Below are 19,776 nucleotides of genomic sequence, written 5' to 3' on the forward strand. Positions count from 1 at the left end.
AATTCAAATCCTTTCATACTATTTTATTGATTGCATTTTTTTGTAACTTATAAAGTATGAAAGGATTTTTTTTAGCTAACTTCTTATTACTTTTTACTTCTACTCTTTCTTTTTCGCAAACTATTATCTCAGGAAATGTTAGAGATTCAAATGGAAAACCTTTAGAAGGAGTGACAGTGCTTGCTTATAAAATGCAAGACGATTATTTATTGAGCAATGATATTACTGATACAGCAGGTGGTTTCACACTTGATGTGAGTACTAAGGTAGATAGTGTCCGAGTTTTACTTCAAATGATAGGTTTTAAGTCTCAAACTTTATTGTTACCTAACATTGATCATTCTTCAGAATTTACCCTTTCAAAATCTGGGACTGATTTTGATAAAGAAATAATTCAGGAGAAGAAACTTACAAAGTTTCAGGAAGTATTAGAACAAAATATTCCACAACAAGAGATTCCTAGAATTAATACTGATTTAGGCTATAATTATCCAGGTGTAAGTATTTCTCCAAAGGGTACTTTACACTATTATGGACAAGAATTAACTAATTATACAATTACTTTAGAGCCAGTGTTATCATTGGAAAATGATTCTCTGTTATCGATTACAGATTCTTTTTCAAGTATTGAAACCAATAAGAGCAATAGTATAGATGCAAAAGATAAATCAACGAAAGAATTCACCACAGAAATGATCATGAGTGGAGGAGTACCTTTTCTTTGGGATATTATGTTGCAACCTACAATTCAAAAAGAAAACTTTAGAAGCACCAATACTTTTCATTCCTCTAATAGTGGGAAAAATGATATCAAGAAACTCCAGAAAGTTGATTTAAGGAATTTATTTAAATATGGTTCTATAGAAAGTGTACCTTTATTTATCTCTGGCCAAGATGAAGTGAATAGTAAAATGTTGTCTAATGATTTTATAAATACACAAGAAACACACTCCTTCCAATCGAACTCTCTTTTTGAAAAAGGAAATTCTACCTTTCAAGTTAATTTGAGTGGATATACGGATCAACGATCACAAGCTATTCAAAATGAGGACATGTACTTTGCACATAGTGATACAATCCACTTTTCTGATAAATGTCAATCCAACTTTAAGAATAATTACGTTGCAGCACAATTAGGCTATCAATTTGTCGATGATATTAAAAAAATTAATAATAAGATTTACTTCAAATATCTAGATCATCAGGAACAATCAATCATAGATTGGAATAATCAGGAAGTACAGCAAGATCATAATAGCCACTTTTATACTGTAGGCAATCAATTGGATGTATTGTATTCATTAAAAGAAGATAGTTGGTTAAGCTTTAACTCATTTATAGAATACCAACATCAGCCTGAGGATTTATTTGTTAATGGAGGACCACTACAAGATGTTAGATTATTTTGGGATGATCAGCAATATGATCAAAAGGTAGAGACGACCACTTCAAAAGCCTATGTTAGTAGTGCTTATAAAAAGCAATGGAATAATATCGCTCTGGAAACCAAAATGGATTTATCCTATAGTCACCAAAAACTTTCCTCATCCTTGGGTCTCAGAGAACAGGTTTCAAGAAGTGATACCTATGTAAATGATATAGAATCAAACTCTTTTATACCTTCTATTCGACCAGAGTTTAGTTTTAAGAAAGGAAGGTTTTTATTAACGGCGACACCTCAATTTGCTTATCAGTTTCAAGAGTTGAATAATAGTATTACCACCGAGAGTGATCATGTTGCAAAGCTCACCTTCGAACCTGCAACTAAATTTCATTATAAATCAGATCGCTTCTTTGTTGAGCTTTATCACAGGAGAGATGTGGAATTTAATTCATTACCTGATATTTACAGCGGTTATATATTGACGGATTATAGAACTTTCCTCCAAAAGAATTTACCCTTGCTTTCCAATACTGTGAATAATTATCATGCACAAATAAATACCTTTTTGGAATTGTTGATGTTAGATCTTACTGTCAACTATAACTATGAAACAGTCAAAAGAAATTGGATATCGAGCATTGAAGTGCAAGAAGATGGATTGAATGGAGTATCGTACATTGTATTTGATGAAAACCTAAAAGATAACCAATCAATTCAAGCTATTTTGGGTTGGGATATCTCTTCTCTTCATACTAAAATTAATGGTAGTTATACCTTTGGACAACTTTCTGAAGATATTATGGTGACAAAGGTTTTGAGTAATAACTTAGGAGAATACCAAAGGGCGAATGCTTCAATTAATTTATCCATGAGTGACAGGTTGAACCTCATAGCCAACTATCAATATTTTACACAAAGAAACTCCTTTCAATTCAACCAATTGGCTTCAATAACTGAGAGCAGTGTTGGGGCTACCTTGGAATATACTACACCAAAGCATCATTTTAATTGGGAAAATAACTACTTGGAAAACTCTGCTTTAGCTGATGGTATTATCATGATGAATATGAATTATGACTATACGTTTACATCAAAAAAAGTAAGGATAGGCATCGAAATTCAAAACCTCTTAGATGAGAAATCATTTGCTACCAATGAAATGATGTTTTATCAAACAACAAATACTTATTTTCAGCTTAGAGGAAGACAGGTTTTAGGGTCTATTAGATGGATGCTTTAATTCCCAAGAGTTGATTTTGTCATGCTCAACTCAATTAAGAATCGTTCATTAACCCTAATGAACTTTAACACAAAGTAAAAATCCTAATTTAGACTCATCTTTGATGGATTTGTCCCCTTATTACAGGTTTTGATTTAAGAAATTGCTTTAGAAAAAATGAAATGAATCATCAAAGTTTAAAGCAATGAAAATATATAAACTAATTTTATTTTGTGTGGGTTTACTTTTAATGAATTGCACCACTCAAAAAGAGCAAACTTCAGCAGCCTATTATTTTGATACTATTGTTGGAGATGACCTAAATGATGGAACAAAGGCATCACCTTTTAAATCGTTGGAAAAGATAAAATCGCTTCAGCTGGAGGCAGGAGATAGTATACTTTTCAAAAGTGGACAAACGTTTGATGGTGGTGTGGTTTTGGAATTTTTAGGTAAAGGCTGGCAAATTCCATTAGTTATTACTTCAACGGAAAAAGAGAAGGCAACAATTGATGCAAAGGGTGGAACACATGCATTATATATCAATAGTTGCTCGAATATAAAGGCTACAAACCTTAGGTTAGTGGGTAATGCTGGTAAAGTAGATGAGGAAGAAGCAATGCGTTGTGGAGTACTTTATACTACAACTAAAGAGGGTGATTTTGAAAATATTACTTTTAAAGACCTAGAAGTCGAAGATATTTTCTACAACCAACCAGGGATTGAACGTGGTGCTAAAGAAGTGAATACAGCCAATGGAACGCAAAAGTATGGATGGGGTATCAGAGCAATTCTTAAAAATAAAAATTCAACACTTCACAACCTTTTGATTGAAGATTGCCATGTTAGGAATGTAGCCCATACGGGTATTAAGTTAACAGGGAATGCAAATGTTGGAATCGAAAATTTTGTGATTAAAAACTGTGTAGTAGAATATACTGGTGGGCCTGGAATACAAATGTCTCGAGTTAAAAAAGGACATGTTTATAATAATACTGTTGACCACTCTGGGAGTGATAACGACTCTAGAAAATGGGGTAGAGGAAGTGGATTATGGACTTGGGGTTCTGATAGTATTATAATAGAAAAGAACAGGTTTACAAATGCCAATGGTCCGGGAGATTCCGCAGGAGCACATATTGACTATAATTGCAGCAACATTGTTTTACAATACAATTACAGTCAGAATAATGCAGGAGGTTTTATTGAGGTATTAGGCAATAATTATAATTGTAGTTATCGCTATAATGTAAGTGTAAATGATGGGTACAGAACAAAAGGTGAAGATGGTGCTTTTCAAGAGGGAAAAGTCTTTTGGCTTTCGGGATACCAAGGAAATAAAAAACGAAAAGGACCTTTTAATACATATATTTATAACAATACAATCTACTTGGATAACAAAATCACTGCAAAAATTGCTGTTGATAAGGCAACAAAAGGAGTATTTATTGCCAATAATATTTTTCACTTCGAAGGAGATGCCAAGCTGGTATTAGGAGACCAATATACACCTGATAAAGGTGGTGACTCTGAAGTAGAGAATATAACTTTCAAAAATAATATCTTTTATTCTCGATCAAATTGGCCAAAAGAGGTACTCATTCAACCGAATCAATCAAAGTATGCAGATGTACATTTTGCAAATGTAAAAGGATCATCGATTGAAGATTTTATTCCTCATAATAGCAAAGAAATTAAACAAAAAGGCATCCAAATTCAGACTATACAACAAGATAGTATAGGGCTAATTTATGGCCTTGAAGTATCTGAGGATATTTTAGGTAATCCAATTTCAGAGATACCAAGTATCGGTGCAATTGAAATCATGTAATTCTTATTAACTAATTAATGATCTGGAATTGAAAAAATCGAACAATAACTTTATTAAATACTTCATTAAGGTAATAAGTATATTCATGGTGCTTTCTTGCCAAGAGAAAACTCAAATAGATATACAACAACTTCAATTGCGGTATGAACAACCTGCAGAGTATTGGTATCAAGAAGCCTTACCAATCGGTAATGGATATATGGGTGCCTTAATCAGAGGTAAAGTGGATATTGAGCGCATTCCAATAAATGAAGAAACGATTTGGGCAGGGGGACCTGGCGAATTAGAAGAGTATAATTTTGGGAATAAACCAGGAGCATACAAACATTTAGAACCTGTCAGAAAATTACTTAAAGAAGGGAAGAAAAAGGAAGCGTATCAACTGACGAAAGACGAACTATTTGGAGTGGTCCAAAAAGGTCCAAAAACGGATATTCCTGTAAGTGCCAACCGTCCTGTGACAAGAAACCCTAAACATCAGGATATCTCTTTTAAGGGTTTTGGAACTTATCAGACAGCAGTAGATTTACTCGTACAAGTAGAGGACTTTGGGGAAGTCGAAAATTACAATAGGTCTCTTGACATTAAGAATAGTGTCTCAACACTTGATTATTCTGTGGGTAATACTTCACATTCAAGAAGGTCATTTGCAAGCTATCCCGACCACTTCCTTGTCTTTGATTTTGAGAATAATAAAAAAGAAGGGATAACGTATAATGTTTGGTTTGAGACGTTTCATCAAGTAAAAAATGCATCTTTTAAAGATGGGGTTTATTACTTGGACTGCCAATTGAAAAATAATGGAATGGAATTTCAAGCAGTAGCTAAAATTGTTGCTGAAGACTCAGAAAATATAAGATTTCATCAAAAAAGAGTGGAAATCACTAATACGAATAAGTTGACTATTTTGGTGACTCTGAGTTCTGATTATAAAAATGAATATCCTACTTATAAAGGAACTGACTTTCGAAAGGTGAATAGAGAACGGCTATCAAGAATTGATAAGAAAAGTCTAGAGCAAATTTACAAGGATCATAAAATAGACTATCAAAATCTATTTGATAGGGTGAGCTTTAAGTTAGGAAAATCTTCTTCGAAGTTAGATCAGATGCCAACTGATAAGCGATTAGAAAAGTATTCTAAAGGAGAAACAGATCCAGGTTTTGAAAGTTTGTATTTTCAATATGGACGCTATTTGTTGATTAGTAGTTCAAGAGAAAACTCTTTACCTGCGAATCTTCAAGGTAAATGGAATGTAGAAATGAATCCTCAATGGGCTTGTGATTATCATACAGACATTAATGTTCAGATGAATTATTGGCCAGCGGAGGTGGCAAACCTCTCAGAATCTCATCAGGCGTTATTGAACTATGTTTCTTCACTTCAAAAGCCTGGTGAACAATCTGCCAACGATTTTTACAATGCAAATGGATGGATTGTAAATACGATGAACAATATCTTTGGGTACACGGCAAATAATTGGGGTAGTTGGGGATACTTTCCCGCCGGAGCGGCATGGTTAAGTCAACATTTGTGGGAACACTATCTATTTACACAAGATATACCTTTCTTACATGAACAAGCTTATCCAGTTATGAAAGGAGCAGCTGAGTTTTGGTTAGATTATTTAGTAGAAGATGAAAATGGAGAGTTAGTATCAATGCCATCATTTTCACCAGAACATGGTGGTATCTCAATAGGAGCAATGATGGATCAAGAAATTGTGTGGGACTTGTTTACCAATATTATCTCTGCACAAGATGTACTTCATAACGATGAAGAGTTTCTACAAAAAATAAAGCTGAGTAGGTCAAAATTATTAGGGCCTAAAATAGGCCAATACGGTCAATTACAAGAATGGAAAGAAGACAGAGATGATCCAAATAATAAACACAGACATGTTTCTCATCTTTTTGCTTTATACCCCGGAAAGCAGATTTCGTTGAAAGATACTCCAGAATTAGCTAAAGCAGCCCGAAAAAGTTTGGAGTTTAGAGGAGACGGAGGCACAGGTTGGTCAATTGCTTGGAAGGTAAACTTCTGGGCAAGGTTACAAGACGCAAATCATGCATACTTGTGTTTTAGAAATCTATTGAAAGAATGCCACTATCATAATCATGGAGGAATGACACTTCAGGGAGGTACTTATCCAAATTTATTTTGTGCTCATCCACCATTTCAAATTGATGGAAATTTAGGCGGTATTGCAGGAATGGCAGAAATGTTACTTCAGAGTGATATGAATACCTTACAACTGCTTCCTGCTTTACCAAAAGAATGGAGCACAGGTAAAGTAAAAGGGCTGAAAGCAAGAGGTAACTTTGAGGTGAGTTTAAGGTGGAGTAATAATGAATTAGATACTGTGACTATAAAAGCGAATACAAGTCGAAAGGTCGATGTAATATATTATGATCAACTTATTTCTTTGGATTTGATGAAAGGTGAAATAATTCAATTGAACAAAGACTTAAAAGTACTGAGTAATTAAAACTTAATGTAAGAGGGAAGGTAATTAGTAGTGTTTAAAGCATAATATAAGGGAGACAAGTTTGTTGATTGACAATAAAAAAAGATCGATTGGGCTAGAAATAGAACAATCTTGAATTAGTAATTGTAAAATAAACATTTAATATTGTAGGTTAATAAACACATACAACCTTTACACATATGTCACATAAGTTGAGACCAGAGTCGTTAATGATGACTCATGGCTACAAACCAGAACTATCAGAGGGAGCTGTTAAACCTCCTATTTTTCAGACTTCTACTTTTGTTTTTCAAACAGCAGAAGAAGGTAAAGCATTTTTTGAAGTAGCCTATGGATTAAGAGAGAAAGGACAGGATGAAAATTTAGGCCTTATCTACTCACGCCTTAATAATCCAAACCTTGAAATATTAGAGGACCGACTTTGCTTGTGGGATAAATCAGAAGACTGTGCCGTATTTGAAAGCGGTATGAGTGCTATTAGTTCAGTACTTCTTGAGTTCTTAAAGCCAGGAGATTTGATGCTATATAGTACACCTACTTATGGTGGTACGGATCATTTTATCCATGACCTACTAGTGAAAATTAATGTTACAGCTTTGCCAATCAGACCTGATCATACCAAAAAAGACATGATCAAAATGATTGAGAAGAGTGGAAAAGCAGATCGATTGGCATTGATATATCTGGAAACTCCAGCTAACCCTACCAATGACCTTTTCGATATTGGAAGATGTGCAAAAGTAGCGAAGCACTTCAATAAAAAATACAAAGACAAGAAAGTTCATGTTGCTGTAGATAATACCTATATGGGGCCATTATGGTCTCATCCTCTTACTTTGGGGGCTGATATCGTGTTATATTCAGCAACAAAGTACATAGGAGGTCATTCAGACTTAATTGCAGGTGCTGTATTAGGTAGTAAAGAAGTGATTGGTAGAATTAAAGTCTTACGAACTTTCTTAGGAAATATGGTAGGACCACATACGGCTTGGCTACTCTTACGTTCTCTGGAAACGTTAAAGGTGAGAATGGAGGCACAAATGAAAAATGCTCAAGCTGTTGCCAACTTTATTAAATACCATCCTAAGGTAAAAAGAGTACATTATTTAGGCTGTATTCCTCAAGGGACAAAGGAGTATAAATTATATAAAAAGCAATATTCTTCACCAGGAGCAATGGTTTCATTCGAAATTAAAGGAGGAGAAAAGGCAAGTTTTAAATTCCTAAATGCTCTTAGCCTAATTAAGTTGGCTGTTAGTTTAGGTTCAACGGAAAGTTTAGCTCAACATCCTGCTTCAATGACTCATATTGGAGTATCCGATGAGGATAAAAAGGCATTTGGAATCACCTCGAGTCTTATTCGTTTATCCATCGGAGTCGAACATGCAGACGATATTATTTGGGATATCCAACAAGCTTTGGAAAAAGTATAAAGTATAAAAAAATCCTCCTGTCTTCTTATAAGGCAGGAGGATTTATCTTTTGCAGAAATAAGGATTTACTTACGATAAATCTTCTTTCCTAACGATGTTTTTTACAGCTTCATGGAAAGAGATCGATTCTTTTTCCTTCTTTTTTGCTGCTCTTTTTTCTTTTCTTACTTGTGCCCTGTCTTCTACAAGTTGATGGATCGTTTTATTTTCCTTTTCAGCTTGCACAGTTTTAATGTTTAAACCTTGTGCATTTGCAGTAGCGGTGGCAATAATACAAGTAGTAGTGATTAATAATAAATTCTTCATAAGTTAGGTGATTTATGAGTTAAAAAAGTGTTCGTTTGTTATAATATTTATACTGCAAGTATATTATTGAATAAATGTAAATCAAAATATTTTAAGAAATTTAAAATTAAAAAAGTACAAATTTTATTATGCCCGTTTCTTGAAAAGAGAAATTTAAATTTTGACTATGCGATTAGAAATATAAAAAAGTGAAATCATTTTAAGTTGTCTTTAATACTTTATAACTATGCCTTTGTTCTTTAAAAGTAATATCAATTCTATAGGTGCCTTTTACCCATTTTGATGTATCTAAAATTGTCTCTCCCTCAGAAAATTCTGAGAAAAATTGTTTAAGATTCCCTAAATCCCATATTTCTATGAGATACTTATCATTTTTATTGGGGGGAAATATAGTAGTGATATCAGTAACAAGTGTAGGGTATAATTTCCAGTTAATTAATTCCCATTTGGGTGCAGAAAGCGTTAATTTTTCGAGTAACATTGTGGTAGAATAAATTATAGCGAGCACAAATAAACAATGTGATTTTATTTTAGACAATAGTCATTTTGTGATTGTTAGAAATGTACAAAACTATTCTTCTATTCTTGATAGTTTTAATGAACCCTTTATATCTAAGAATTGTTCAATTCAAAAAAATAACCCCAAATACACAATTGTCTAAATGGGGCCATACATAGTATATCAAGTTTGATATATAACCTTGGATGTCTTCTCTTTCAAAATACTAAGTGGAGAAAAAAAAACTTCTCTCTTTAAAGCTTTAACGGAAGAACCTCAATAGGTTCATATATATATTGTTCGAAATCTTAATTAAATTGATTTTCTGCTACAGGGTTTGGCAAATTTGCCAAACCTTTCTTTATGACTAGAAACTAAAGGTGAGGGGGGTATTATGTCTCTGATAGTACATAAAATTTACACATTTGTACCAAATAGTAATATAAAATTGACTTTTTACATTTTTTGTACGCAGAGGTAAACACTTTTTATTTATAATTGTGACATTTATAACTATCAAGTAAAGTGATGCGTGACGGCATTATATTAATAGATTTATACAAGAAATATATTTTTTTAAAGTCACTTTGAAATGAAACGAATAAACTATTATTTACTGGCATGTATATCTTTAATCGGATTATCATGTCAAAAAAATACTTCAACAGCAACCAAAGAGGTAACGAGTAAACCCAATATTATTTTTGTCTATTTAGACGATTTGGGATACGGAGATATTGGTGCAAATGGGGCTAAAAACTTAAACACTCCAAACTTTGATGCATTAGCGAATGGTGGTATAAACTTCTCCAATGGTTATGCGTCTTCGGCAACATGTACACCTTCAAGATACGCTGCTTTTACTGGTCAATATCCTTGGAGAAAAAATGCTAAAATTCTTCCAGGTTCCGCACCGATGTTAATCGATACTGCTCAAGTAACCTTACCAAAAATGCTACAAGCGGCAGGGTATAATACAGCAATTATAGGTAAATGGCATTTAGGTTTAGGTACACACGATAAAGATTGGAATCAACATATTTCACCTGGTCCAAACGAGGTAGGATTTGATCAATCTTATATTATGGCTGCTACTCAAGATAGAGTTCCAACTGTTTATATTGAAAATGGAGATGTAGTTAATTTAGATCCAAATGATCCAATTGAAATCAATTATAAAAAGAACTTCAAAGGTCAACCAACAGGTAAAGATAATCCTGAATTATTGACAATGAAATGGCACCATGGTCATAATAGTTCTATTGTTAATGGTATTCCTAGAATTGGTTTTATGAAAGGTGGTCAAGCTGCATTATGGAGTGATGTTGATATGGCGGATCACTTCTTAGGTAAAGTAAAAACATACATCAAAGAAAAATCGAAAGAAGAAAAGCCATTCTTCTTAACGTATACAATGCAGCAACCACATGTACCTAGAACGCCACATCCAAGATTTGTTGGTAAATCAGGAATGGGACCAAGAGGTGATGTTATCGTTGAGGCAGATTGGTGTATAGGCGAATTAATGAAAACGATAAGAGAAGCGGGTATCGAAGAAAATACACTAATTGTCATCTCTTCAGACAATGGTCCAGTATTGAATGATGGTTATTATGATGATGCCGTTGAAAAACTTGGAGATCATGATCCAAGCGGAGGATTAAGAGGAGGAAAATATTCTTTATATGATGCGGGTGCACATGTTCCTTTTATTACTTATTGGAAAGGTCAGATTCAACCCGCGAAATCTGAGGCACTTGTTTGTCAAATGGATTTATTTGCTTCGTTAGCAGCATTAGTAGGTAGTGATATGAAATCGCAAGATTCTGAAAATGTATTGGATGCATTAGTAGGTAAGTCTAAAGAAGGTAGAGAATCTCTGATTTTAGAGGCAACTACAAGAACTTCATATAGAAAAGGTGATTTCGTTTTGATTCCTTCATATAAGGGACCAAAATTAAATACTAAAGTGGACATCGAATTAGGAAATAGCAATGAAATTGCCCTTTACAACTTAAAAGAAGATCCTGCTCAGAAAAACAATATTGCCAAAGCTAACCCTGAGCTTACAGCATCTTTATTGAAAGACTTTGAAGCTAAAAGAGGAACTAATTATAAGAAAACTTCTAAGTTAGAATTAAAATAATATTGACTTTTCATAACTTGAAAGGGGTGATTGCATTATACAATCACCCCTTATTTTTTTATAACTATTTTGTATGATAAAAATTAATTACCACTTTATCCATTTCTTTTTTCTAAAATAATTGAGCATAAACAGAGTAATGATTATCATAAATACCCACATGAAATAATAAGAATATTTGAACCTCAATTCTGGAATATTTTCGAAGTTGGTACCGTAGATCCCGGCAATAAAAGTGAGTGGAATAAAGATGACTGAAAAGATGGTTAAGGTCATCATCACACTGTTGAGTTTTGAGGAGATCGTAGTGTGATAAATATTTAACTGATCAGAAAGAATTTCCCTATATCCGTCAGCAATCTCATTCGATTGTTTTAAATCATTCAAAAGCTCATTGAAATAGACACTAGAACTATCGTTGATATATTCTACATCGTATTTTGTAAGCATTGTAATCGTTTCTAATGCAGGCTTAATATTTCTTCTTATTCTATTGACAAGTTTCTTGTAGGTGATAATCTGATCTAAGATTTCCATATTCTGCTCAGTAAGAAGGATCTCTTCAAATGCATCAATATCATCTCCTAACTCTCTTAGCAACAGTATATAGTGATCTACAACAATGTCTAAGATTCTGAAAACTAAATAGTCCATTGAATTCTCAACAATACGTTTTTTGCCTTTCTTGATAATCTCAATTAATGGATCAAAAATAGTTGTAGGTTTTTCTGTGAAAGAGAGAATTGCATTTTTATGAATCACAAGACTGAAATGATCTGTAGATATCGTTTTTTTCTCTTTATCATAATCAAACATCTTCAATGATATAAAGAATGCATTTTCGTATTCCTGGAAGGTTGGACGTAAGGAAGTATCTAAAATATCTGATAATATATGGGAATTGATACGGTTATTCTTTAATTGTTCAACGAGATCAACATCATGCAAACCATTAAAAGTGATCCATGTTAGAGATTTCTTCTCTAGGTATCCTCTTGCTTCTGAAATATTATTGATAGAAAATTCTTCAAAATGGTCGGGTCCAAAGTCCATTAAGTGAACATCTACTTCAGTATTTCTATGCTTCCCAATATATACGAGTTCATCAGGGGAAATATATTTTTTAGTATTTTCTTGTTGAGTCATTAATTAAAAAATAAAAAAGATTGTCAATTCGATTACCCATTAAAAACGATAGGTACAAGTGTTTGCGATAATAAGGTAAGCAATAGTACGCTAATAATGTTAAGAATAATACCTATTCGGACCATTTGTTTTACTGTAATATGTCCACTTGCAAAAACGATAGCATTTGGAGGTGTAGCCATTGGTAACATAAAAGCACAACTTGCGGCCATTGCTACAGGAGCTGCAAAAGTAAGTACATCATGACCTAATGCAACGGCAACACCGCCTACAACTGGAAGAAATATTGTCGCTAATGCTGTATTGCTCATCACTTCAGTGGCGAATAACATAATTGTAATTAATAGCAACATCATGAATACACCTTGTATCGAAGTACTATTTGATATGGCTTCACCTAAAAATTCTATTACACCAGCGTTTCCTAAAGCAGAAGCCATACTTAAACCCCCACCAAATAAAACTAGCACTCCCCATGGTAATTTCTCAGTGTCTTTCCATGCTAAAATAAAAGTACCATCAGATTGGTTTGTGGGAATAATAAAAAGTAATACAGAAACAAAGATAGCTATACTGGAATCATTTAATTGAATAGGAGCATACTGATTGATTAATGACCTGAAAGTCCAAAGAAAAGCGGACAATACAAAAACTATGGCGACAGACTTTTCTTCCCAACCCATCGGACCAAGTTCATTGTATTTTTCCTCAATGAGTTCTTTACCACCTTTAAGTTCTTTTAGGTGATTAGGATATATGAGTTTCGTTAAGACAAAATACAGAATAACCATCATTACTGATGAAAACGGAATACCGATCAGCATCCAACGAAAAAAATCTATTTCAATATTGTAAGTTTCTTTCATAAATCCACCAAAGATGGCATTAGGAGGTGTACCTATTAATGTGGCAATTCCTCCAATACTTGCAGCATATGCAATACCTAGCATCATTGAAATGGCAAAGTTCTTTTTATTCTTCTCGGGTGTTTTTTCATTATTTGATGACAATAAAAGAATGATTGACGTAGCAATAGGAAGCATCATCACTGTAGTCGCTGTGTTAGAAATCCACATACTTAAAAAAGCAGTAGCGAGCATAAACCCTAAAATAATCTGATTAGCACTTGTTCCTGTAACCTTCACAATACTCAATGCAATTCTTAGATGTAGTTTCCATTTTTCCATGGCAAGTGCTACAATAAAACCACCCATAAATAGAAAAATTATTGGATTGGCATAAGGAGCCGCTGTTGCCTTAATAGAAAGCACATCAAAAAATGGAAAAACTACTAGTGGGAGTAAGGCTGTCACGGCCAAAGGAACTGTTTCAGTCACCCACCAAACAAGCATCCAAGCAGCAAGAGCAATAACGGTTATTCCATTATTTGTGATACCATCTGGAAATAATGGTAATAGTTTTATGAGTATAAATAATAATGGACCTAATATCCCTCCAATTTTCTTTTCTAGAGAATATCCAGCAAGATCAGGAGCTTGTGTAGTTACCGGATTTTCAGGATGTTTTAAGTCGTTGAGGTTATGTTTTAAATCATCAGGATTGATGTCACTTCTTTTCATGTAGATTGAGAGTAGCTTTTAAGATTATATCACTATAGCAATGAATTAAATAGTGAATTTATTTGTATGACAATTTATCTAAAAAAAAGGAACTTGAAAAGAAGTAGAAGTTGTTGAAGAGGTAAATAATTAAGTATAAAAAATGGCTACCTCAAAATATTTGAAGTAGCCTGATATATTTTTACCATTTGATGATAGCACTAGCCCAAGTGAAACCTGAACCAAATGCAGCCAAACAAATAATGTCACCGTCTTTTATTCTACCCTCTTTAAAGGCAGTAGTTAAACTGATCGGAATAGAAGCAGCGGTAGTATTACCATATTTCTGAATAGTATTGACTACTTTCTCGTCAGGCAATTTCATCTTTGCTTGCACAAAGTTTGAAATTCTTAAGTTAGCTTGGTGAGGTACCAATAAGTCAATATCGCCAGGTTGTAAATTATTAGCCTTTAGTGCTTCGGCAATTACCTCTTGGAATCTTACCACAGCATTTTTAAAGACAAACTGACCATCCATATATGGGAAAGCAGAACCACCAGGTTTCCAATAGTCTGGATTATTTCTTTCAGGTTTTGTAAAACCAGGGTCAATTACGGCTAACTTTTCGGCATGCTCACCTTCAGAGTGCATATGTGTGGAAAGAATACCTCTGTCTTCATCTGTTGCTGTAAGTATAGCAGCACCCGCTCCGTCACCAAATAATACGGTTACGGCTCTTCCTTCATCAGAGAAATCTAAGCCTCGGGAGTGAATTTCCGAACCTACCACTAAGACATTCTTATACATACCTGTCTTAATGTATTGGTCAGCAATTGAAATACCATATACAAAACCAGAACATTGTTGTCTGATATCTAATGCAGGTACCGTTCTGAAACCTAATTCTCTTTGTAAAAGCACACCAGAACCAGGGAAAATATAGTCGGCACTTAGTGTACAATAAATAATGAGATCAATATCTTCAGCTTTCATTTCGGCCATATCCAAAGCTTCTTGTGTTGCTTTGGCAGCAAGGTGATAGTTGGCTTCTTCAGGAGCTGCATACCTTCTTTCTTGAATACCTGAACGCTCTTGAATCCACTCGTCTGAAGTAGTAATGATTTTCGATAAATCATCGTTGGTAACGACCTTTTCGGGTACGTAAAACCCTAAGCCTGCAATTTTGGCGTTTTTCATACTTTACTCGGTTTTCTATGTGTTTATGTTAGTAAGCTTATAACAAAGAGTCAATGCAACGAAATCTGATTAAGTCGTTGCATTGACTATTATGTTACAAATATTTATCTAAAAGCTCTGACATTTCTGCCTGAAGCTTTTTTGCTTCTTGTTGAGCAACTTCTGCAAAATCTTCTCCATTAGATGCATATATAATACCTCTTGAAGAGTTGACTAATAAGCCACATTCTTTGTTCATTCCGTATTTTGCCACTCCTTGTAAGTCACCACCTTGAGCACCAACACCAGGTACAAGAAGGAAATTATCAGGAGCCACTTTTCTTACATCAAGAAGGCTTTCTGCTCTTGTAGCACCTACCACAAACATCAATTGTTCAGGAGTAGCCCATTCTTGATTTTTAAGCATTACATCTTGGAATAAGTAATTGCCGGTGTCTTTGTTGATGATTTTTTGAAAATCTAATCCACCTTTATTGGAAGTATGTGCAAGAACAATCACCCATTTACCATCCATTAAGAACGGAGTCACTGAATCTTCTCCCATATAAGGAGCAACAGTAATAGAGTCAAAATCCATGTTTTCAAAAAATGCTTTTGCGTACATTTTTGATGTATTACCAATATCACCTCTTTTTGCATCAGCAATTGAAAAGTGAGTCTTTGGCATATACTCCAACGTCTTTTGAAGTGAGTCCCATCCTTGAGGCCCTAATGATTCATAGAATGCAATATTAGGTTTATAAGACACACAGTAATCTGCAGTAGCATCAATTATTTGTTTGTTAAAAGCAAAAATAGGGTCATCCTCTTTGTGTAAATGAGCAGGAATTTTTGTCGGATCAGTATCTAAGCCTACGCATAGGAAACTTTCTTTTTTCTTGATCTCTCCAAATAACTCTTCTTTTGTCATGATGCTATATATAGTTACATTATTTGTATTTGGTCTCCCAAATTTGAATCACTTAAAATCGAGTAAAAATATGGAAATATAACGTAAGAATGAAAAGAAGCTGATATTATACGTATTAAAATCTATTGATCAATTTTACAATGCTGATTTTAAGTGTTTTGAATGAGAGTGCTTGTTCTTTACTTTTTTTTCAATCAGCTTTATCATGCACAATTGAAATCAAGTAAATAATCGATTCATATAATTATGAAAAAGTCATTAGCAGTTTTTGATATTGATGGTACCTTACGCCAAATTTTTGATCCTTGGATGATGTTGCATCACTACTTTAATACTGAGGAAGAAGGCGGAAAAATTTATTCAAATTGGAGAGAAGGGAAAATCACCTATCAAGAAATGTGTGATCAAGATGCCGCTTTGTGGAAGGGTAAGTCTAAAGAAGAAATGATTAAACCTTTAGTGAATAACCCTGTAAGAAAAGGTGCAAAGGAAGTGATCCAATTTTATAAAGATAGGGGATATGTATGTGTTGGGATTTCAACAGGACTTTCTTTTCTAAATGATATAACGGCAGAGGAGTTAGGTTTAGATAAGGTATATAGTAATGAAATTGTCTTTGAAGATAATGTTTGTACAGGGAAATGTATTATTCATGTCGAAGAGTTTCATAAAGACAAGATATTGGATAAAGTGGTGAAAGAATTTTCTATCACAGGAGATATTGTAGCTTTTGGTGATGGTGAAGCAGATGTTGAACTGTTTAAAAATGCGGCACAATCTGTAGCTGTTTTTCCAAGAAAACCGTTTATTAAAGAAGCGGCTGATTTCTGTATTGAAGAAGAACCAATTGATCAGATTTTAGCTTTTCTATAAAAAAGGAGTCACAATGGACTCCTTTTTTTATGAACTACAAGATAGCATCGAACAACCTACTTTGTGTCTTGCCCAATCTGGCCTTTTTGCAAACCATTTTTCTGCATCTTCCTGTTCATCATATGGTTTCTTTAATAATTGGAAAAGCTCATCAATTAATTCATAATTCCCTTTATCTGCTTCATCAATAGCAAGCTGTGCCATATAATTTCTCAGAACATATTTAGGGTTGATCTGATTCATCTTCTCTTTTCTTTGTTGATCACTATGCGTTTCTTTTTCTAATCTTGCCAAGTATTTATCAAACCAATTTTGCCATTCTTCTTTTACTTTACCATCAAATTCCTCTTTATGATAGAAAGCATCAAGGATGATATCAGTTTGTTGAATGAAGGGTTTATCTTTTTCGATATTTGCAAGGTTTCTAAAGAAGATGGTCATGTCCGTTTCAACTAAATGTAATGTCTTATTTAGTTGATCTATTAATTCTTTATCATTAGTATCCGTTTCAAAAAGACCTAACTTACTCTTCATCATTTTTTCATATTTCTGATGATAGATGGCACTAAATGATTCAAGTGCATTTTGTAAACCTTCTGCTTCCCCAATAAGTGGATACAAAGCATTGGCCAATTTATATAAGTTCCATGCTATAATTTCGGCTTGATTACCAAATCGATACCTTTTATGTTCTCTATCTGTAGTATTTGGAGTCCATCCAAAGTCAAAACCTTCTAACCAACCATAGGGACCGTAATCTATTGTTAATCCAAGAATAGACATATTATCAGTGTTCATCACACCATGAACAAAACCTACTCTTAACCATTCGATAACCATATCTAAGCTTCTTTCCCCTACCTCTTTGAAAAACTCTAGATAGACTTTTTTATTTGGCGTTCCTAAATGTGGATAGAAATTTTCGATAGTATAGTCGGCTAATTTCTGAAGTGTGACCACATCATTATTGGCTGCCAAAATTTCAAAGTTACCAAACCTTATAAAACTCGGTGAAACTCTAGTAACAATGGCCCCTTTTTCATAGGCAGAGTTGCCATCATACATTACATCTCTCATTACCTGATCGCCAGATAATGCCAATGAAAGTGCTCTAGTTGTAGGTACTCCCAAATGAAACATTGCTTCACTCATCAAATACTCTCTGATGGAAGATCGAAGTACCGCCAACCCGTCTGCAGAACGAGAATAAGGAGTTTCACCTGCACCTTTTAATTGTACCGCCCAAAGTTTGTCTAGATGTGTTACTTCAAATAGATTGGTAGCTCTTCCATCACCAAGTTGACCTGCCCAATGACCAAATTGATGGCCACCATAACACATAGCGTAAGGTTGGGTTCCTGAGTAAATTTTATTTCCAGTAAAGACATCTCTAAACTCTTCACTCTTACTTTCCTCTTCACTAATTCCTAGATTTTCTCTCATTTCATCAGAAAGATGAAGAATTTGAGGTTGAGCAGTTTTTTTAGGCGTAACAGTAGAATAGCAAGCGTTAATTACTTGACGCCTTGTATTTTCTTTATCCGGATCTGCTGGTAATGAAGTAAAAGTGTTGGTGATATTAAGATGCATCGTACAGATTGTTTGTGAAATACTCTGATGTTAAGCAGCAAAAGTAATTCTACTACTTGAGAGTGCCAATTTTTTTAAACCTAACTTTGAAATATGTAATAATGTTTTTTTTCCTCAATTATGTGTTTAAATTTGCTAAGCAGACTATTTATAAATCAGAAAGACATTTTAAATTTTTATATAAACAAAAAGTAAACTTAACTCAACTTTTTTATATCATGCAGAATACAAAAACTAGACTTCAGTTTCGTGGGAGTGGGAGTGAATACTTTGGTATTGAAATCGTCAACTATTTCCTAACTGGTATTACTTTGGGTATGTATTACCCGTGGGCAAAGGCTAAGAAACTTAAATATCTTTATGGTTCGACCTCTTTACAAAATGAACGCTTTACATTTCATGGTACTGGTAAAGAAATGTTTAAAGGCTTTATTAAAGTAGTCGCTTTAATGATCGCTTTTTATGTAGGTATGGTGGGTCTTGCAATGACTGGTGATTCCACATTATTGGCTATCGGTATTGGTGTTTTTTATATTGGTTTATTCTTATTAATTCCAATTGCAATTCATGGATCATTAAGGTACCGCTTATCGAGAACTTCTCTGAAGAGTATCCATTTTGGTTACCGTGGTGAAGTAGGTGAACTTATTAAAAAGTATTTTAAAGGGTTGTTCTTGTCTTTAATTACATTGAACTTCTATGCACCTTGGTTTATCGTTGAGCTGAGAAAGTACATCATTGGAAATATCCGATATGGAGATGTAGAGATGAAGTTTACAGGTAAAGGTGAGGAGCTATTTAAAATTTACCTTAAAGGTTTAATCTTGACAATGATCACATTTGGTATCTATGGTTTCTGGTTCCAAGCAGCAGTTTTACGCTACGAATATGAACATATGAAAGTAGTACAAAATGGAAAAGAGCTTGATATGGACCTAGATGTAACTGGTGGGGAGCTATTTGGTTTAATCTTAGTTAACTTACTTATCGTGATGTTTACATTTGGTTTAGGTGCTCCATTTGTTACTATTAGAACAATGAAATTCATTGCTGAGAGAATTACAATTATTGGAGAGTTAGATCTTGATATTGTACAGCAAACTGAAGAAGATTACAAGGATGCTACTGGCGAAGATATGCTAGATGCACTTGAAATCGAACTTTAGGAAGAATTCAATAATAACAAGCCTTGGA

At 33.9% G+C, this 19,776-nt stretch carries 14 protein-coding genes; 7 read left to right on the forward strand and 7 right to left on the reverse strand.

Annotation, left to right across the window (positions count from 1 at the left end):
• The first annotated feature begins 56 nt into the window (after window positions 1-56).
• The 4 genes from HGP29_RS20290 to HGP29_RS20305 all read left to right on the forward strand — a co-directional run bounded on the left by HGP29_RS20290 (window position 57) and on the right by HGP29_RS20305 (window position 8,355).
• Window positions 57-2,624, forward strand: a complete 2,568-nt coding sequence (locus HGP29_RS20290; RefSeq protein ID WP_168884266.1) for a carboxypeptidase-like regulatory domain-containing protein — start codon at window positions 57-59, stop codon at window positions 2,622-2,624.
• Between the two features lie 229 nt (window positions 2,625-2,853).
• Window positions 2,854-4,434 carry a right-handed parallel beta-helix repeat-containing protein gene (locus HGP29_RS20295; protein WP_211093352.1) on the forward strand — a complete coding sequence of 527 codons (1,581 nt, stop codon included), beginning with the start codon at window positions 2,854-2,856 and terminating at the stop codon, window positions 4,432-4,434.
• Between the two features lie 28 nt (window positions 4,435-4,462).
• Window positions 4,463-6,922: a glycoside hydrolase family 95 protein gene (locus HGP29_RS20300; protein ID WP_168884268.1), complete on the forward strand. Its 2,460-nt coding sequence runs from the start codon at window positions 4,463-4,465 to the stop codon at window positions 6,920-6,922.
• A 179-nt stretch (window positions 6,923-7,101) separates the two neighbouring features.
• Window positions 7,102-8,355: a cystathionine gamma-synthase family protein gene (locus tag HGP29_RS20305; protein WP_168884269.1), complete on the forward strand. Its 1,254-nt coding sequence runs from the start codon at window positions 7,102-7,104 to the stop codon at window positions 8,353-8,355.
• 69 nt (window positions 8,356-8,424) lie between these two features.
• Here the strand turns inward: HGP29_RS20305 and HGP29_RS20310 are convergent, their stop codons facing one another.
• Window positions 8,425-8,661: a hypothetical protein gene (locus HGP29_RS20310; RefSeq protein ID WP_168884270.1), complete on the reverse strand. Its 237-nt coding sequence runs from the start codon at window positions 8,659-8,661 to the stop codon at window positions 8,425-8,427.
• 199 nt (window positions 8,662-8,860) lie between these two features.
• Entirely contained in the window at window positions 8,861-9,142 is a 282-nt protein-coding gene (locus tag HGP29_RS20315) for a T9SS type A sorting domain-containing protein (protein WP_168884271.1), read from the reverse strand.
• A gap of 610 nt (window positions 9,143-9,752) precedes the next feature.
• Between HGP29_RS20315 and HGP29_RS20320 the strand changes: the two genes are divergently transcribed.
• Window positions 9,753-11,306, forward strand: coding sequence for a sulfatase family protein (locus HGP29_RS20320; protein WP_168884272.1), 1,554 nt, complete (start codon window positions 9,753-9,755; stop codon window positions 11,304-11,306).
• 87 nt (window positions 11,307-11,393) lie between these two features.
• Here HGP29_RS20320 and corA read toward each other — a convergent pair whose 3' ends face one another.
• From corA to pyrF, 4 genes are all read right to left on the reverse strand, one after another.
• Entirely contained in the window at window positions 11,394-12,452 is a 1,059-nt protein-coding gene (corA, locus tag HGP29_RS20325; RefSeq protein WP_168884273.1) for a magnesium/cobalt transporter CorA, read from the reverse strand.
• 32 nt (window positions 12,453-12,484) lie between these two features.
• On the reverse strand, window positions 12,485-14,032 hold the full coding sequence (locus HGP29_RS20330; RefSeq protein ID WP_168884274.1) for an SLC13 family permease: 1,548 nt from the start codon (window positions 14,030-14,032) through the stop codon (window positions 12,485-12,487).
• Window positions 14,033-14,213: 181 nt separating this feature from the next.
• A complete protein-coding gene (locus tag HGP29_RS20335; protein ID WP_168884275.1) occupies window positions 14,214-15,209 on the reverse strand; it encodes a 3-oxoacyl-ACP synthase III family protein in 996 nt (331 codons plus the stop codon).
• Between the two features lie 94 nt (window positions 15,210-15,303).
• A complete protein-coding gene (gene pyrF, locus HGP29_RS20340; RefSeq protein WP_168884276.1) occupies window positions 15,304-16,119 on the reverse strand; it encodes an orotidine-5'-phosphate decarboxylase in 816 nt (271 codons plus the stop codon).
• Between the two features lie 246 nt (window positions 16,120-16,365).
• On the opposite strand from pyrF, the gene HGP29_RS20345 reads away from it, so the two are divergent.
• Window positions 16,366-16,992, forward strand: coding sequence for an HAD family hydrolase (locus tag HGP29_RS20345; protein WP_168884277.1), 627 nt, complete (start codon window positions 16,366-16,368; stop codon window positions 16,990-16,992).
• 27 nt (window positions 16,993-17,019) lie between these two features.
• On the opposite strand, the gene HGP29_RS20350 is transcribed toward HGP29_RS20345, so the two are convergent.
• Window positions 17,020-18,582 carry a protein adenylyltransferase SelO gene (locus tag HGP29_RS20350; protein WP_168884278.1) on the reverse strand — a complete coding sequence of 521 codons (1,563 nt, stop codon included), beginning with the start codon at window positions 18,580-18,582 and terminating at the stop codon, window positions 17,020-17,022.
• 218 nt (window positions 18,583-18,800) lie between these two features.
• Here HGP29_RS20350 and HGP29_RS20355 point away from each other — a divergent pair, with 218 nt between their 5' ends.
• The gene (locus HGP29_RS20355) at window positions 18,801-19,748 is read left to right on the forward strand and encodes a YjgN family protein (RefSeq protein WP_168884279.1); all 948 of its coding nucleotides are present in this window, start codon (window positions 18,801-18,803) and stop codon (window positions 19,746-19,748) included.
• Window positions 19,749-19,776: the final 28 nt, after the last annotated feature.

Origin of the sequence: Flammeovirga agarivorans, from assembly GCF_012641475.1 — a bacterium.
Taxonomy (GTDB): domain Bacteria; phylum Bacteroidota; class Bacteroidia; order Cytophagales; family Flammeovirgaceae; genus Flammeovirga; species Flammeovirga agarivorans.

Coding starts and splice junctions, on each gene's coding strand:
- HGP29_RS20310 (WP_168884270.1), bottom strand. CDS start 8,661: ATGAAGAATTTATTATTAATCACTACTACTTGTATTATTGCCACCGCT.
- corA (WP_168884273.1), bottom strand. CDS start 12,452: ATGACTCAACAAGAAAATACTAAAAAATATATTTCCCCTGATGAACTC.
- HGP29_RS20290 (WP_168884266.1), top strand. CDS start 57: ATGAAAGGATTTTTTTTAGCTAACTTCTTATTACTTTTTACTTCTACT.
- HGP29_RS20320 (WP_168884272.1), top strand. CDS start 9,753: ATGAAACGAATAAACTATTATTTACTGGCATGTATATCTTTAATCGGA.
- HGP29_RS20330 (WP_168884274.1), bottom strand. CDS start 14,032: ATGAAAAGAAGTGACATCAATCCTGATGATTTAAAACATAACCTCAAC.
- HGP29_RS20355 (WP_168884279.1), top strand. CDS start 18,801: ATGCAGAATACAAAAACTAGACTTCAGTTTCGTGGGAGTGGGAGTGAA.
- HGP29_RS20345 (WP_168884277.1), top strand. CDS start 16,366: ATGAAAAAGTCATTAGCAGTTTTTGATATTGATGGTACCTTACGCCAA.
- HGP29_RS20295 (WP_211093352.1), top strand. CDS start 2,854: ATGAATTGCACCACTCAAAAAGAGCAAACTTCAGCAGCCTATTATTTT.
- HGP29_RS20335 (WP_168884275.1), bottom strand. CDS start 15,209: ATGAAAAACGCCAAAATTGCAGGCTTAGGGTTTTACGTACCCGAAAAG.
- HGP29_RS20305 (WP_168884269.1), top strand. CDS start 7,102: ATGTCACATAAGTTGAGACCAGAGTCGTTAATGATGACTCATGGCTAC.
- pyrF (WP_168884276.1), bottom strand. CDS start 16,119: ATGACAAAAGAAGAGTTATTTGGAGAGATCAAGAAAAAAGAAAGTTTC.
- HGP29_RS20350 (WP_168884278.1), bottom strand. CDS start 18,582: ATGCATCTTAATATCACCAACACTTTTACTTCATTACCAGCAGATCCG.
- HGP29_RS20315 (WP_168884271.1), bottom strand. CDS start 9,142: ATGTTACTCGAAAAATTAACGCTTTCTGCACCCAAATGGGAATTAATT.